The sequence below is a fragment of the Dyadobacter sp. SRI_021 genome (assembly GCF_057586235.1).
On the sequence record NZ_JBYCZM010000012.1, the window covers coordinates 80,869 to 95,234 of the forward strand.

Below are 14,366 nucleotides of genomic sequence, written 5' to 3' on the forward strand. Positions count from 1 at the left end.
ACAATCAGAAAAATAAAAACGGCACTTGCCATTTAACTTTTTAGAGTCAGAGTAGAATGATATCAAGAATTCGGAGAATAAATGCATTCATCCGTCTGGGCCAGTTCATCAGCGACACGGCAAACGAGGAAACGATCGGGGAATGGGTGGCGGGCGCCAAAAGCAGGAACAACTGGTTTACTCCTGCCAATGTGAGGCTATCACTGCATGCGATTGCCGAACATTATTTGAATGAGGAAAAGCTGAAAAGCTGGGCCGGAAGCTACCCCGAACCCTCGCAATCGCGCAAAATAGGCGTAGTAATGGCCGGAAACATCCCGGCAGTAGGCTTCCACGACGCCCTTTGCGTACTCGTGAGCGGTCATACATTACTCGCCAAACCCAGCTCCGACGACCCGCTGCTGATCCGTGCCCTGCTCGCCCAGCTGATCGAAATCGAGCCGGAGTTTAAGGAGTATATTCACTTCGCGGAAAGATTAAACGACTCCGACGCCTACATCGCGACCGGGAGCGACAACACAGCTCGTTATTTCCACTATTATTTCGCCAAAAAGCCTAATATTATACGTAAAAACCGGACTTCGGTGGCCGCGCTTACAGGACATGAAACGCGTGAAGAACTCAGGGCGTTGGCGACTGATATCCTGCAATATTTCGGGCTCGGCTGCCGCAATGTTTCCAAGGTATTTGTTCCGTCGGGATATGATTTTACCGGGTTTTATCAGGCGATCGAAGAAATGACGGACGACTACGTGAACCATCACAAATACTTCAATAATTACGAATACAACAAATCCATTTACCTCGTAAACCGCATCGCGCATTCGGACAACGGCTTTTTGCTCGCGACCGAGAGCGAAGCATTGGTTTCTCCCATCAGTGTGCTGCATTACCAACCGTATGATTCAATAGAAGAGCTAAAAGCATTATTACAGGAATCGGAGGAGAAAATTCAATGCGTGGTAGCTAGCCCGCAACTGCATTTACCAGGAGCCCTACCATTCGGCGCCGCACAGGCACCCGGCCTTTCGGATTACGCCGACGGTATCGACACAATGGCCTTCCTGGCGGAAATAGCCTAGCACTTCCTTCTCCTTCCTGATGCCCAGATGAGGAAATCAGGAAGGGCTTTTGCCCACGTTTCGGGATTGTGCATCCCTTCTTTTACTTCCAGGTAACGAATCTCCCGGCCCCAGCCATATCCTTTACGTTCCAGCTCCGCAATGCATTCCAGCGTATCCTGAATGGAATCGATAACGCCGTCGCCGTCACGGTCGTCGTACTCGTCCCAGGTACCGCATTGAAACCAGAAGCCGAGCGGGGCAATCTGTTTTCTATCGCGTATTTGGCGGTGCATAATCCGGTCGCTTTCGGAATAGCCTTCGTTCAGCGCTTTCTGCCGCCACCACAGCGAGCCGGAGAATATACCTGCATTTGAAAACACATTGGGATGGTTCCACACGGTGTCCAGCGCCATCAACCCGCCCAGGGAGCAGCCAGCATAAGTAATGCCAGTGGTAGCCGTATTGTAACGATGCGCCAGATAGGGCACCAATTCTTCCAAAACAAATGCTGTGGTAAGCCCCGCCTTGTCCCCACGGCCTGCATAATCGGGCTGGCGAGCCGTCCCGTACTCGTATATGCGTGCGTCGTTAGCGTGTATGCCCGCAATCACGCACGGGGCGATGCTTCCGGCCGATTGTAACGAAGCCGCCATCTCAGCCATTTTCAAGGCTTCAAAATCCTGGCCATCATTGAAAAGCACCAGCGGGTAAGTTTCCGAAGCCGAAAAACCCTGCGGAAGCAATATCGTCACGGTCACATCCCGTGCCAGGAAAGATGAATGCAAGGCAATTTCAATGGGTGCTATTGGAATGAAGGAATTGATTGGATTCACTGCAAATACTCGGCTACGGACGAAAATAAAACCCGAAAGTTAATAATTTGCTTCCTATGATTTGTTTTGTATATTTCATTTATCAACTATAAACCGTCTTTGTTTGGAAGAGAAGCACATTAAATACTACTCTCATCATCTCGACAAGGACGTGGAGATGCTTGTTTTCGGCAACTGGGGCTATCCTATTCTGCTTTTCCCGACGACGCTTGGCCGGTACTACCAGGCCAAGGATATGGGGCTGATCGAATCCGTACGATGGCTGGTGGAGTCCGGCAAGTACAAGATCTATTGCGTCGATACGATCGACGCCGATTCGTGGTACGGGAAACATCTCAACCCGGAGTACCGCGTCAAGAACCACATCCAATACGACAAGTTCCTGACCAACGAGCTTGTACCTTATATCCGGAATGAATGCAATGTCGGCAAGATCGGCGTTGCGGGTTGCAGTTTCGGCGGGTTTCACGCCGCTAATTTCGCATTCCGCCATCCCGACCAGGTGGCCTACCTTGTAAGTATGAGCGGAGCATTCGATATCCGTGGCTTTCTGAATGGCTTTTATGACGACGCGGTGTATTTCAATAACCCCGTCGACTTTATGCCGAATGAACAAGGCTGGCGTTTCGGACATATGAAAATCGTGCTGGGCACTTCCGACTGGGACATTTGCCTGGATAGCAACCTGCGGATGTCCAACATCCTTAACAACAACGGCATTGAACACTGGCTCGATATCCGCGGCTGGGAAAAGCATGACTGGCCGCTCTGGAACAAAATGTTTCCCGACTACCTGTCGCGCATTGTATTGCAATAGTCAAGAACACAACTCAAAACCTGAATATGAAAAAGATTGGAATCCTGTTTGGAATGGAGAACACCTTCCCGAACGCATTTATTGAAAGAGTCAACAGTAAAGGTGAAGATGGCATTATCGCAGAAGCCGTTACCATCGATAAAGTCATACAAGCCGCCCCCAACGAGTACGCCGTGATCATCGACCGCATTTCGCAGGACGTGCCTTTTTACCGCTCCTTTTTGAAGAATGCCGCGCTGACCGGTACAGCGGTGATCAACAATCCGTTCTGGTGGAGCGCCGATGAGAAATTCTTTAACAATGCATTGGCCGAAAAATTAGGGATCCCTGTGCCAAAAACGGTGCTGCTGCCTTCCAAGCAACGTCCTGACAATACCACTGAGACCTCGTTCCGCAACCTCGCATTTCCGATGGCCTGGGAAGAGATATTTCAATATGTAGGCTTCCCCGCGTACATGAAACCGCACGACGGCGGCGGCTGGAAGAGCGTCTACCGCGTCGTAAATCCGCAGGATATGTGGATCAAACACGAGGAAACAGGCCAGTTGGTAATGATGTTGCAGGAAGAAATTGTGTTCGACGACTATGTGCGCTGCTATTGCATCGGCCAGAAGGACGTGCTGGTAATGCCGTATGAGCCGCGCAACCCGCACCATTTGCGCTACGCCGCCGATTTGAAAGCCCAGGGCGAAGAGCGCGAGAAACTGCTCGAAACGATTAAAGATTATACCTTGAAACTCAATATCGCATTGGGCTATGATTTCAATACGGTAGAATTTGCCGTGCGCGGCGGCATTCCTTATGCCATCGACTTCTGCAATCCTGCACCCGATGCCGATATTTACTCGGTAGGCAGGGATAATTTTGAATGGGTAGTGGAAGCAGCAGCAAATATGGCCATCGAAAGGGCGAAATCACAGGTTCCGGGGCAGATTAACCTTACATGGGGCACATTCATTAATCAGGCAGTCAATGGTATTCCAGCAGGAACGCAAGCCGAAGCGGCACCCGAAACCCCGGCGCCCGCTGCCAAACCTGCTGAACCGGCCAAAGCAAAAGCGCCCGCGAAACCTGCCAAAACAGCTGAAAAAGTGCCTGCGGCAGGGAAGGCCCCGGCAAAAACCGTAGCTCCCGCGAAAACGGCAAAACCTACGCCTGCCAAACCCGTAAAAGAAGCGGCGCCTTCCGCCACCGAGGTGAAGGTAAAGGCGGTAGCGCCGAAAAAGCCGGCAAAATCCCTGAGTGCCATTGTTACCGAGCCTATCGCCGTTGCCGAACCGACCGAACCCAAAATCCCGACTACCAAGGCAGCCGCGACCAAAGCACCAGCGAAAAACTCGAAGTTGAAGAAATCCTGATGAACTAAAATTCAGCCGCTTTTACACTATGGCAACTTTCACCCTGGGAATTGAAGAAGAATTTCAAACCATCGACCCGGTTACGAGAAACCTCCGGTCGCATATGTCAAAGCTGGTTGAAGATGGAAAAATAACGTTAAAGGAGCGTGTGAAAGCGGAAATGCACCAGGCGGTGGTGGAAGTGGGAACCAATATCTGCCATAACATCCAGGAAGCGCGGGAGGAAGTGACCTACCTGCGCAGAATGATCCTGGATTTGGCTGAAAAACAGGACCTGCAAGTAGCCGCCGCCGGCACACACCCGTTTGCCGACTGGGTGGACCAGCTCATTACCGACGATCCGCGTTACGACCAGATCATCGATGAAATGCGTGACGTGGCGCGAGGGAACCTCATTTTCGGGCTGCATGTGCACGTAGGCATCGAGAGCCGGAACGAGGGAATCCAGATCATGAATGCGGTACGGTACTTCCTGCCGCACATTTATGCGTTGTCGACCAACTCGCCATTCTGGTGCGGGCGCAATACGGGTTTCAAATCGTACCGCTCAAAGGTATTCGATAAATTCCCCAGAACCGGCATTCCTGATTTCTTTTCGAGCGCAGCAGAATATGACGAGTACCTAGCCCTGCTGATCAAAACCAATTGCATCGACAATGGCAAGAAAATCTGGTGGGATATCCGCTTGCACCCGTTTTTCAATACCATCGAGTTCCGTATGTGCGACGTGCCCATGCGCACAGATGAGACCATTTGCCTGGCGGCGATTATGCAGGCACTCGTGGCCAAAATCCACAAGCTACACAGCCAGAATCTGAGCTTCCGTCCCTACCGGCGAATGCTCATCAACGAAAACAAGTGGCGTGCCGCGCGGTATGGTATCAGTAGTAAATTGATCGATTTTGGGAAACAGGAGGAAGTGGAGTACAAAATCCTGATCCACGAACTGCTCGAATTCATCGATGATGTGGTCGACGAGCTTGCCAGCCGGAAGGAGATCGAGTACATTCATCAGATCCTCGAAATGGGTACCGGTGCCGATCGCCAGCTGGCCGTTTTCGAGGAAACCGGCAGCTTGAATGCGGTTGTAGATTATATTGTTTCGGAAACCAAAATCGGGATTTGTTAAGAATAAAATCAAACTTTCAGCTCAAAAACCGAACTAATCAGGAACACATTTGTTTAAAATAGGTTACCCGATTCTATAACTTAAAGGCCGGTTTCACTGACACGAACCGGTCACCGACTAAAATGACCACTCATGAAAAGCATTTCCGGATTGCGATCCTGGACATGTACAACGGCCACCCCAACGAGGGAATGCGATGCATCAAAAAGATTATCGCCGCATTCGGAGAGCAGGAAAGCGTGCCCGTTGAATTCACTGTTTTTGATGTAAGACAAAAGCTCGAAGTACCGGGAATGGATTTCGATGCATACATTTCTACCGGCGGACCTGGCAATCCCGCGCCGGTTGGCGAAATCTGGGAAAAGAAATTCTTTGGCTTCCTGGATAAAATACTCGCGTACAATGCGAAGCGCCAGAACCGCATCAAAAAGCATTTGTTCCTGATCTGCCATTCGTTTCAAATGGCTTGCATTCACTGGGAACTGGCGGCCGTGAGTAAGCGGCGTAAGACTTCGTTCGGCACATTTCCGGTACACAAAACGTCGGCCGGTCGCAAAGACCCGCTGCTGAATGCATTGACCGACCCGTTCTGGATCGTCGATTCGCGTGATTTCCAGGTTACCCAGCCTAACCAGTTTGCCTTCGATGCATTGGGGGCCAAACTACTTTGTCTCGAAAAAATCCGCCCACATGTGCCGCTTGAACGCGCGGTAATGGCTATCCGGTTCTCCAACGAGATCGTGGGGACGCAGTTTCACCCGGAAGCCGACGCGGAAGGAATGCTGCGGTATTTTTTGAAAGAAGAGAAAAAAGAAGCCATTATCAAAGCGCACGGCGAGCAGAAATACAATGATATGATCGGGCATTTGAACGATCCGGACAAGATTTCTATGACAGAGGCCGTCATTATCCCCACATTTTTGAAAAACGCATTTAACAAAACTTTCCAGCCAGCCTATGCATAAGCAAGCCCGGGAAGCGTTCAACAATTCCTTCACGGAGAAAGGATACGAGGAATTCGTCGAATCACTCAGTTCGGCGTTTCCCGGCCAACTGGATTTCAGGGTTGCCGAAACACCTGTTTTTGTTCCCAGGGAACTGACGGAAAAAATCCTGCGGGCGTCGGATGAAATCATCGGCACATTATTATCGCCCGATTTTCGTACAAAAACCGACCGCGCCGTGCCATCGAACCAACATGTGCCCGGCGAGAATGCACATACTTCCTTTCTCGCTATCGATTACGCAATTTGCCGGAATGCAGCCGGTGAGCTCGTTCCGCAGCTAATTGAATTACAGGGCTTCCCGTCGATATTTGGTTATCAGGCGTTTTTATCCGAGACGTTCAGAAAGTTTTTTAATGTTCAGTCAAACTTTGGATACCTGTTTGGCACGAACTCGTTGGATGAATATGTATCAAAACTAAAATCACTGATCCTCGGCGACGAGCAGCCGGAGAATGTGGTTTTACTTGAAATCTTCCCTGAAAAGCAGAAAACGCGGATCGATTTTGCAGTAACGGAGCAAATGCTGGGCGTCCAGGCCATTTGCTACACCAAACTGATCCGCGAAGGCAGACAGTTATACTACGAAAAAGAAGGCCGGAAAATTCGGGTCAAACGCATTTACAACCGCCTGATTTTCGACGACCTGCTCAACTACCCCGACTTACAGACCAGCTACCATTTCACCGACGACGTCGATGTGCAACGGGTGGGACATCCTAACTGGTTTTTCAGGATCAGCAAATTCGCCATGCCCTTTCTAAACGGGGAATTTGTACCCGAAACACGTTTTCTGAGCGACTACCAGGGTAATTTCCCGTCGGATCTTCAAAATTATGTATTGAAACCGCTATTCTCGTTCGCGGGCTCTGGTGTGCAGCTGCACCTCACAAATGCGGACCTGGAAGCCATTACCGACCCGGAAAATTATATATTGCAGCGAAAAGTCGCCTATGAACCGGTGATCCAGGCACCCGACGGCCTCGTGAAATGCGAAATCCGCATGATGTACGGCTGGCCCGACCATGCCGAAAAGCCGGAACTGCTGATCAGTCTCAGCCGGTTAAGTCGCGGCGAAATGATCGGGGTCCGGTACAACAAGGATTTTACCTGGGTAGGCGGCAGTGCCAGTTTTTTTGAAAAATAGAATGCATATTTCACACCGCCAGCACTTTTTCGACCATCTGGCGCAAACTTCCGATTTCCCGCTTGCCCTTGAAATTGAAAAGGCAGAGGGCGTTTACATGTTCGGTCCGGACGGGAAGTCGTACATGGACCTGATTTCCGGCATCGGTGTGAGCAGCGTCGGCCACCGGCATCCAAAAGTCCTCGAAGCCATTCACGCACAGCTCGGCAAGCACATGCACCTGCTCGTGTACGGCGAATACGTGCAAAGCGCACAGGTGCAACTCGCGAAAGCGCTTGCGGATACGCTACGCCTCGATGCCCCCTACCCCTCTCCTTTCGGGCTGATCGATAACATCTATTTCACGAACTCTGGTACCGAAGCTGTGGAGGGGGCCATGAAACTGGCGAAGCGATTTACCAAACGCCGTGAATTCATTTCCTGCTATAACGCTTATCATGGTGCTACTCAGGGCGCATTAAGTCTGGCCGGTGCGGAGTTTTTCAAACGAAATTTCCGTCCGCTGCTGCCTGGTGTAAAGCATATCCGGCATGGACATTTGCCTGATTTGGATAAAATTACATACCAAACTGCCGCTGTGATCATTGAAGTAATCGGCGGAGAGACGGGCGTACGCGTGCCTGCGGCAGATTACCTGGTTGCGTTGCGCCGTAAATGCACCGAAACCGGCACTTTGCTCATTTTGGATGAAATTCAAACAGGCTTCGGGCGTACCGGGAGTTTCTGGGCATTTGAGCAGTATGGCATTTACCCGGATATTTTGTTGAGTGCCAAAGGAATGGGTGGCGGCATGCCGATCGGGGCTTTTATGGCATCGCAAAAAATCATGAAAGTACTGAAAACCAACCCGATACTGGGGCATATTACTACTTTTGGTGGCCATCCGGTAAGCTGTGCAGCCTCCTTGGCAGCATTACGTGTAACGATTGACGAGCGCCTCTCCGAAGCCGCCATCGCGAAAGGTGAGCTGTTTAAGACACTGTTAATTCACCCTGAAATCAAGGAAATCCGCGGAAAAGGCCTTATGCTTGCAGCGGAAATGGAATCGTTCGATAAACTGAAGGCGACCATCGATCAATGCATCGAGCTGGGCGTAGTAACCGACTGGTTCCTGTTTTGCGATAATTCCATGCGCATTGCGCCTCCGCTTACCATTACTGATGATCAAATTCGCGAAGCCTGCTCCATCATCCTTAAAGTGTTGAATTCCCGAACGATATTGAATTCTTGAACGATATGAACTACTCCATTCAAAACGACCATTTGAAAATCGCCGTGCAGGAAACCGGCGCCGAACTCTGCCAGATCCAGTCGACGATAACCGGCAAGGATTTCCTTTGGAACGCCGATCCGGCCGTTTGGGGTAGTTATGCACCGGTGCTTTTCCCAGTGATCGGGGCGGTTAAAAACGGGTTTGTAAAATATAATGGCAATGAATATGCGGTGCCACGCCACGGCATGGTCCGTAACAATGCCAATGTAAAACTGACAAGTCAGACGACTGATAGTCTTACATTTACATTGAAATATAGCGGAGAAACGCTGGTCATTTACCCTTTTGAGTTTGAATTTCAGGTTACCTACCGGCTGAATGGCAAGAAGGTGATGATCGATCATAAAATCATCAACCACGGAGGTTCCGAAATGCTTTTTTCCCTCGGCGGCCACCCCGCATTCAAATGTCCTCTACATGAGGACGAAGTTTACGAGGATTACTATCTTGAATTCGAGGCCATTGAAAACGATTCAACCTGGCTGCTCGAAAAGAACGGGCTCGTGAGTAACACCACCAAACCGGTGCTCGAACATACCAATGTGCTGCACCTGAACATCCACTTGTTTGATAACGACGCACTGATATTCAAGCATTTGATTTCGAAACAGGTAAGCCTGAGAAGTACCAAATCCGGGCAGGTAGTCACGGTTTACTACAAAGATTTTCCCTACTTAGGCATCTGGGCCAAGCCGGGCGGCCATTTCGTTTGCATTGAACCTTGGCTAGGTATAGCCGACGCCGCCGATTCGGACCAGAACTTCGAAACGAAAGAAGGAATTTTGAAACTGGAAGCGGGCGGGACTTTCGATGCGGGTTTTGCGATTGAAATCAATGAATAGCCTGTCGCAGGGGTTTGCTACCAATGTTACATCGCGACGCGACTTGACCTGGCAACACCGAATTCCTCAATTTGCGTTTTAAAACAAAAGAACTCAAATGCCGCCAGGCATTGCGCTACAACTCAATAGCCAGCAATTCCCCACCGAGCTTGTGCAAAGCATTCTCAATTTTTTTTGCCTGCGCGGGGCGCGGCTTTTTAAGCCCGGACGCGTAGTGATTCAATTGCTTTTCATTGATACCAGTCAGCCGGGCAATACCGGTTTGGCTGAAAATGCCTTTATAATACTCCAAAAGACTTTCCACATCGAATTTCCAGACGATCTCATACTCGCCTTTCAACGCCGCCGGGATATTTTTGTCGTCAAATGATTTGACGATTTCGATACATTCGAGCACGTTCTTCTTTACGTCTTGCACTGTATCGCCAATCCCATAAATTTTCCTGGCATTCTCCGCGTAAGCACTATACCCGTCTTTCCCTCTTTCAATCAATACCCTGATTCGTTTCATTTCTCTACCAATTAGTCAATTTCATTTCTTTAATAATTGTCCTTCTCAAACCCTCATTCATTTCCTTGGAAGAATGGTACGGCACACAATAGGTTACGCCGTTTTTACTGTACATATAGTGGCTACCTCGTGTACGAGCCAGAATCCACCCGTTACGTCGGATGACACGATGAAATTCCGAATATTTCATAGCGTGAATATAGTGATAAATAGTATATAATTATATACCCTAACAGAGGGCATATAAATAAAAAAGCCCCGTCACCGGGGCTTTTAACTCTTTTACAAATCAGCGATTATCAAACGGTCGCTTCGATCTGCGCATTCAATTTATCTTCAAGGGTTGTTTTGGGAACAACTCCTACTACTTTATCTACCAGTTGGCCGCCTTTGAAGATCATCAGCGTAGGGATACTGCGGATACCGAATTTTGCAGGTACCGAAGAGTTCATATCTACATCCATTTTACCGATAACTGCTTTGCCATCGTATTCACCGGCGAGTTGTTCAACAACCGGACCGATCATTTTACAAGGCCCACACCACTCAGCCCAGAAGTCAACCAGTACTGGCTTATCGCCCTGGATCAGTTCGTCGAAGGTGCTATCGGTAATTTCAAGTGCTTTTCCCATGTTTTAAGTGTCTAAATGTTATTTATCAATCTGGGTTAATAAGGAATATTACTATCTAAAAGTTCCTTGTTTAATTTAATACAAATCAGTTTAGGGAGAATTTAACGCCCAGAGAGCCCCTCAGCACCTTAAATAGCTCATTACTAGGCGCTACGCGGTAACCGCGCGACAGCAATTCTACTTCCAGATGGGTCTCCGGATCTTTCACCGTCATGCTTACCTGGCATCCGCCGGGATAGCTTCCGAAGGTATCATTAAGCACATGGATGAATTGTGCGTCGATCTGATCGAGCGTAAGGTTAATTTTGATTTTCTTACACATTTTCTCCATGATCTCCGGCAGCAGTTGTATTTGCGAGATTTTGAATTCGAATTGATCTTCCTGCTTCCAGCGGTTCTGCACTTTGCCTTTAATGTACAGGAACTGCCCCACTTGCAGGTAATTTTTAAAGCGGATGTAATCCTCTCCGCCGATCAGCATTTCCATGGCACCCTGGTAGTCTTCAATTTTAAAGATCATAAACAAGCTGCCATTTTTCGACATCCGTTCCTGTGCGCTGGTGACTATGCCTGCGACGTTGATTTCCTTCCCGTAATACTTCGGTGCGCGCTCCCCTTCCTGTATTTCCATCACCTTATCGAGGGTACAGTTGCAGAAGTTGTCCAATTCCGCACGGAAGGTATCGAGCGGGTGGCCTGAGATATAAAAACCTACCACTTCCTGCTCATACCGTAGCTTTGCGAGATCATCCCACGGTGCTATGTCGGCAGCTTTCGGCTTCGCCAACGTGGAACCGGCGTCGCCTAACATGCCGAAAAGCGAAGCTTGTGCAGATGATTTCTCCGCGTGGTAATTGTTGGCGTAACGGATCAACTTTTCAATAAATGTCCCGGTTTCTCCGGCCTCGGCGGTAAAATACTGTGCGCGATGGTAATCGGTGAAACAATCGAAGGCCCCGGCGTAAGCAAGGCTCTCCAATGTCTTTTTATTCACGGTACGGAGGTTCACCCGCGTCATAAAGTCGAACACGTCCTGGAACGGGCCGCCTTTTGCACGTTCTTCTATAATTGATTCGACCGCCGCATCACCGCTACCTTTAACACCCGCAAGCCCGAAACGGATTTCACCTTTCTTATTTACACTAAATTGGCGCTCCGATTCATTGATATCCGGGCCAAGAACCGGCAGACCGAGGTTTTTACATTCCTCCATGAAGAAAGTAATCTTATCGATACTGCCCAGCGAGCTTGTCAAAACCGCCGCCATGTATTCGGCGGGATAATGTGCTTTGAGATAGGCAGTCTGATAGGCCACGAAAGCATAGCAGGTCGAATGGGACTTGTTAAATGCATAAGATGCAAATGCCTCCCAGTCGGTCCATATTTTTTCCAGCTTTTTCGCGTCGAGGCCCTTTTCTGTACCGCCTTTCATGAAGTCGTCTTTCAGCTTGTTCAGCGTTTCGATCTGCTTCTTACCCATCGCTTTCCGCAGTGTATCCGCCTGACCTTTCGTAAAGCCGGCCAGCTTCTGCGACAAAAGCATTACCTGCTCCTGATACACCGTAATACCATAAGTATCAGCCAGGTATTCTTCTAATTCAGGTAAATCGTACGTCACTTCCTCCTGCCCGTTCTTCCTGCGGATGAAGTTGGGGATGTACGCGATCGGCCCGGGGCGGTACAAGGCGTTCATCGCGATCAAGTGCTCGAAACGGTCAGGGATGAGGTCGCGCATATACTTCTTCATCCCGTCGGATTCGAACTGGAATATTGCGTTGGTCTCACCGCGCTGGAACAGCTCAAACACTTTCGGATCATCCAGCGGCACATCGTCGATCACAATATCAACCCCGTAGTTATTCTTGATCATCCTGAGGGCTTCCTTAATAATCGAAAGGTTTCGAAGCCCTAAAAAGTCCATTTTGATAACACCCGCGTCTTCGATGATCTTTCCCTGGTATTGGGTAATCAAAAAGTCGGAGTCTTTGGAGGTACTGACCGGAATGATTTCCGTCAGGTCGCTCGGAGCGATGATGATACCGGCCGCGTGAATACCGGTGTTCCTTACGGTACCTTCCAATCTTCGCGCCTCCTGCAACACACTGGCTTGCAAATCATTACCCATTGCAATGGCGCGCATCCGCTTCACATTTTCCAATTCATCCGGCGAGATACCCTCCTTTTTCATGAGGCTCCCCTCTCCTTCCAATGGCGCCGTGAAAATGCGGTTCAGCGTCATATTATAAGTAGGCTTGTCCGGAACGAGCTTTGCCAATGCATTCGCTTCGGGTAATGGCAGGTCCATTACCCTCGCCACGTCTTTAATCGCCGATTTGGCGGCCATCGTACCATAGGTTACGATCTGCGCAACCTGGTTATAGCCATATTTTTTTACCACATAATCGATCACCTTCTGACGGCCGTCGTCGTCGAAGTCGGTATCGATATCGGGCATGGAAATACGGTCGGGGTTGAGGAAACGCTCAAAAAGGAGGTCATATTTGACCGGGTCGATGTTCGTGATCCCTATCGCGTATGCCACCGCGGAACCCGCGGCCGAGCCACGTCCCGGGCCAATGAAAACGCCCATTTTGCGTCCTGCATCAATAAAATCCGCCACAATAAGGAAATAGCCTGGAAAACCCATATTCCGGATCGTTTGCAGCTCGAAATTAAGCCGCTCCTCGATTTCCGGCGTTACCACTTCATATTTCTTCCGCGCGCCCTCGAATGTAAGGTGCCGCAAGTATTCCCATTGGTTCAGAACATCGGCGGTAAGCTCCTTTTTACCTACCATCTCCGACAAGGTATGCGTCTTAAACTCGTCGGGGATCGGGAAGTTGGGGAGTAGAATGTCCTTCCGGAGATCAAGGGTTTTGATTTTGTCTACGATCTCATTGGTATTGTCCAGCGACTCAGGCAGGTCGTTGAACAGTTGCAGCATTTCGCTGGTGTTTTTGAAATAGAACTGATCATTATAGAATGCGAAACGAGAGCCCTTCGGGATACCTTTTTCGTCGTCGAAATCTTTGGCAGAAGGCGTGCTCTGCTTATCTCCGGTATTGATACACAGCAAGATATCGTGCGCATTCCAGTCCTCGCGATCCACATAATGGGAGTCGTTTGAGCAAATGATCTTTACGTTATATTTGCGTGCGAACTTTACAAGCACCTCATTCACAATGTACTGATCGCGAATGTCGTGGCGCTGCAATTCCACATAAAAGTCGTCGCCGAACAAATCCAGCCACCAACGGAATTCCTTTTCCGCCGCCTCTTCGCCCTGGCGCAGGATCGTTTTCGGGATCATCGCACCGATGCAACAGGTGGTTGCGATCAGGCCCTGGTGATATTGAACGATAAGCTCCTTATCGATCCGCGGATATTTACCATACATCCCCTCAATAAAGCCCAGTGAACACATTTTCACCAGATTCTTATAGCCAATTTCGTCTTTGGCTAGCAGCAACTGGTGAAAACGGACGTCCTTTTTGTCTTTGGTAAACTGCCGCACATGCCGATCTTCCACGACATAAAACTCGCAGCCGACGATCGGCTTGATACCTTGCTTGTTCCCCTCGGCCACAAACTCAAACACCCCGAACATATTACCATGGTCGGTAATGGCGACGGCAGGCATATTGTCTTCCTTTGCCTTTTTGAACAGCTTTTTAATATCGGCAGCACCATCCAGCAGCGAAAACTGGGTGTGACAGTGCAAATGTGAAAATTGCATATTTAATGGGTTGTAATGGC

Annotated in this window: 13 protein-coding genes; 8 read left to right on the plus strand and 5 right to left on the minus strand. The window is 49.4% G+C overall.

The window, feature by feature from the left end:
- The first annotated feature begins 56 nt into the window (after positions 1–56).
- A complete protein-coding gene (locus AC2YIT_RS27430) occupies positions 57–1,082 on the plus strand; it encodes an acyl-CoA reductase (RefSeq protein ID WP_487281311.1) in 1,026 nt (341 codons plus the stop codon).
- Here AC2YIT_RS27430 and AC2YIT_RS27435 read toward each other — a convergent pair.
- Entirely contained in the window at positions 1,079–1,849 is a 771-nt protein-coding gene (locus AC2YIT_RS27435; protein ID WP_487281312.1) for an alpha/beta hydrolase, read from the minus strand. The two genes, AC2YIT_RS27430 and AC2YIT_RS27435, sit on opposite strands and share 4 nt — an antisense overlap.
- 151 nt (positions 1,850–2,000) lie before the next feature.
- Here AC2YIT_RS27435 and AC2YIT_RS27440 point away from each other — a divergent pair, with 151 nt between their 5' ends.
- The 7 genes from AC2YIT_RS27440 (at position 2,001) to AC2YIT_RS27470 (ending at position 9,467) form a co-directional block, all read left to right on the plus strand.
- Positions 2,001–2,714, plus strand: coding sequence for an esterase family protein (locus AC2YIT_RS27440; protein ID WP_430846118.1), 714 nt, complete (start codon positions 2,001–2,003; stop codon positions 2,712–2,714).
- A 26-nt stretch (positions 2,715–2,740) separates the two neighbouring features.
- Entirely contained in the window at positions 2,741–4,072 is a 1,332-nt protein-coding gene (locus tag AC2YIT_RS27445) for an ATP-grasp domain-containing protein (protein WP_487281313.1), read from the plus strand.
- Between the two features lie 28 nt (positions 4,073–4,100).
- Positions 4,101–5,201: a carboxylate-amine ligase gene (locus AC2YIT_RS27450; protein WP_487281314.1), complete on the plus strand. Its 1,101-nt coding sequence runs from the start codon at positions 4,101–4,103 to the stop codon at positions 5,199–5,201.
- A 122-nt stretch (positions 5,202–5,323) separates the two neighbouring features.
- Positions 5,324–6,166 (plus strand): type 1 glutamine amidotransferase, encoded by an 843-nt coding sequence (locus AC2YIT_RS27455; RefSeq protein WP_487281315.1) that lies wholly within the window; start codon positions 5,324–5,326, stop codon positions 6,164–6,166.
- A complete protein-coding gene (locus tag AC2YIT_RS27460) occupies positions 6,159–7,352 on the plus strand; it encodes a hypothetical protein (RefSeq protein WP_487281316.1) in 1,194 nt (397 codons plus the stop codon). The genes AC2YIT_RS27455 and AC2YIT_RS27460 overlap by 8 nt, the downstream gene beginning before the upstream one ends.
- Before the next feature lies 1 nt (position 7,353).
- Positions 7,354–8,583 carry an aspartate aminotransferase family protein gene (locus tag AC2YIT_RS27465; protein ID WP_487281317.1) on the plus strand — a complete coding sequence of 410 codons (1,230 nt, stop codon included), beginning with the start codon at positions 7,354–7,356 and terminating at the stop codon, positions 8,581–8,583.
- Positions 8,584–8,588: 5 nt separating this feature from the next.
- On the plus strand, positions 8,589–9,467 hold the full coding sequence (locus tag AC2YIT_RS27470; protein WP_487281318.1) for an aldose 1-epimerase family protein: 879 nt from the start codon (positions 8,589–8,591) through the stop codon (positions 9,465–9,467).
- 115 nt (positions 9,468–9,582) lie between these two features.
- On the opposite strand, the gene AC2YIT_RS27475 is transcribed toward AC2YIT_RS27470, so the two are convergent.
- From AC2YIT_RS27475 to dnaE, 4 genes are all read right to left on the minus strand, one after another.
- The gene (locus tag AC2YIT_RS27475; RefSeq protein ID WP_430846104.1) at positions 9,583–9,978 is read right to left on the minus strand and encodes a type II toxin-antitoxin system HicB family antitoxin; all 396 of its coding nucleotides are present in this window, start codon (positions 9,976–9,978) and stop codon (positions 9,583–9,585) included.
- A 4-nt stretch (positions 9,979–9,982) separates the two neighbouring features.
- On the minus strand, positions 9,983–10,168 hold the full coding sequence (locus AC2YIT_RS27480; protein WP_487281319.1) for a type II toxin-antitoxin system HicA family toxin: 186 nt from the start codon (positions 10,166–10,168) through the stop codon (positions 9,983–9,985).
- A gap of 109 nt (positions 10,169–10,277) precedes the next feature.
- Positions 10,278–10,610: a thioredoxin gene (gene trxA, locus AC2YIT_RS27485; protein ID WP_090157505.1), complete on the minus strand. Its 333-nt coding sequence runs from the start codon at positions 10,608–10,610 to the stop codon at positions 10,278–10,280.
- An 85-nt stretch (positions 10,611–10,695) separates the two neighbouring features.
- On the minus strand, positions 10,696–14,346 hold the full coding sequence (gene dnaE / locus AC2YIT_RS27490) for a DNA polymerase III subunit alpha (RefSeq protein ID WP_487281320.1): 3,651 nt from the start codon (positions 14,344–14,346) through the stop codon (positions 10,696–10,698).
- Positions 14,347–14,366: the final 20 nt, after the last annotated feature.

What these genes read in the sequence shown, in the direction of transcription:
- AC2YIT_RS27465 (WP_487281317.1), top strand. Translation starts at nt 7,354, where the DNA reads ATGCATATTTCACACCGCCAGCACTTTTTCGACCATCTGGCGCAAACT.
- AC2YIT_RS27460 (WP_487281316.1), top strand. Translation starts at nt 6,159, where the DNA reads ATGCATAAGCAAGCCCGGGAAGCGTTCAACAATTCCTTCACGGAGAAA.
- trxA (WP_090157505.1), bottom strand. Translation starts at nt 10,610, where the DNA reads ATGGGAAAAGCACTTGAAATTACCGATAGCACCTTCGACGAACTGATC.
- dnaE (WP_487281320.1), bottom strand. Translation starts at nt 14,346, where the DNA reads ATGCAATTTTCACATTTGCACTGTCACACCCAGTTTTCGCTGCTGGAT.
- AC2YIT_RS27455 (WP_487281315.1), top strand. Translation starts at nt 5,324, where the DNA reads ATGACCACTCATGAAAAGCATTTCCGGATTGCGATCCTGGACATGTAC.
- AC2YIT_RS27480 (WP_487281319.1), bottom strand. Translation starts at nt 10,168, where the DNA reads ATGAAATATTCGGAATTTCATCGTGTCATCCGACGTAACGGGTGGATT.
- AC2YIT_RS27450 (WP_487281314.1), top strand. Translation starts at nt 4,101, where the DNA reads ATGGCAACTTTCACCCTGGGAATTGAAGAAGAATTTCAAACCATCGAC.
- AC2YIT_RS27430 (WP_487281311.1), top strand. Translation starts at nt 57, where the DNA reads ATGATATCAAGAATTCGGAGAATAAATGCATTCATCCGTCTGGGCCAG.
- AC2YIT_RS27475 (WP_430846104.1), bottom strand. Translation starts at nt 9,978, where the DNA reads ATGAAACGAATCAGGGTATTGATTGAAAGAGGGAAAGACGGGTATAGT.
- AC2YIT_RS27445 (WP_487281313.1), top strand. Translation starts at nt 2,741, where the DNA reads ATGAAAAAGATTGGAATCCTGTTTGGAATGGAGAACACCTTCCCGAAC.
- AC2YIT_RS27470 (WP_487281318.1), top strand. Translation starts at nt 8,589, where the DNA reads ATGAACTACTCCATTCAAAACGACCATTTGAAAATCGCCGTGCAGGAA.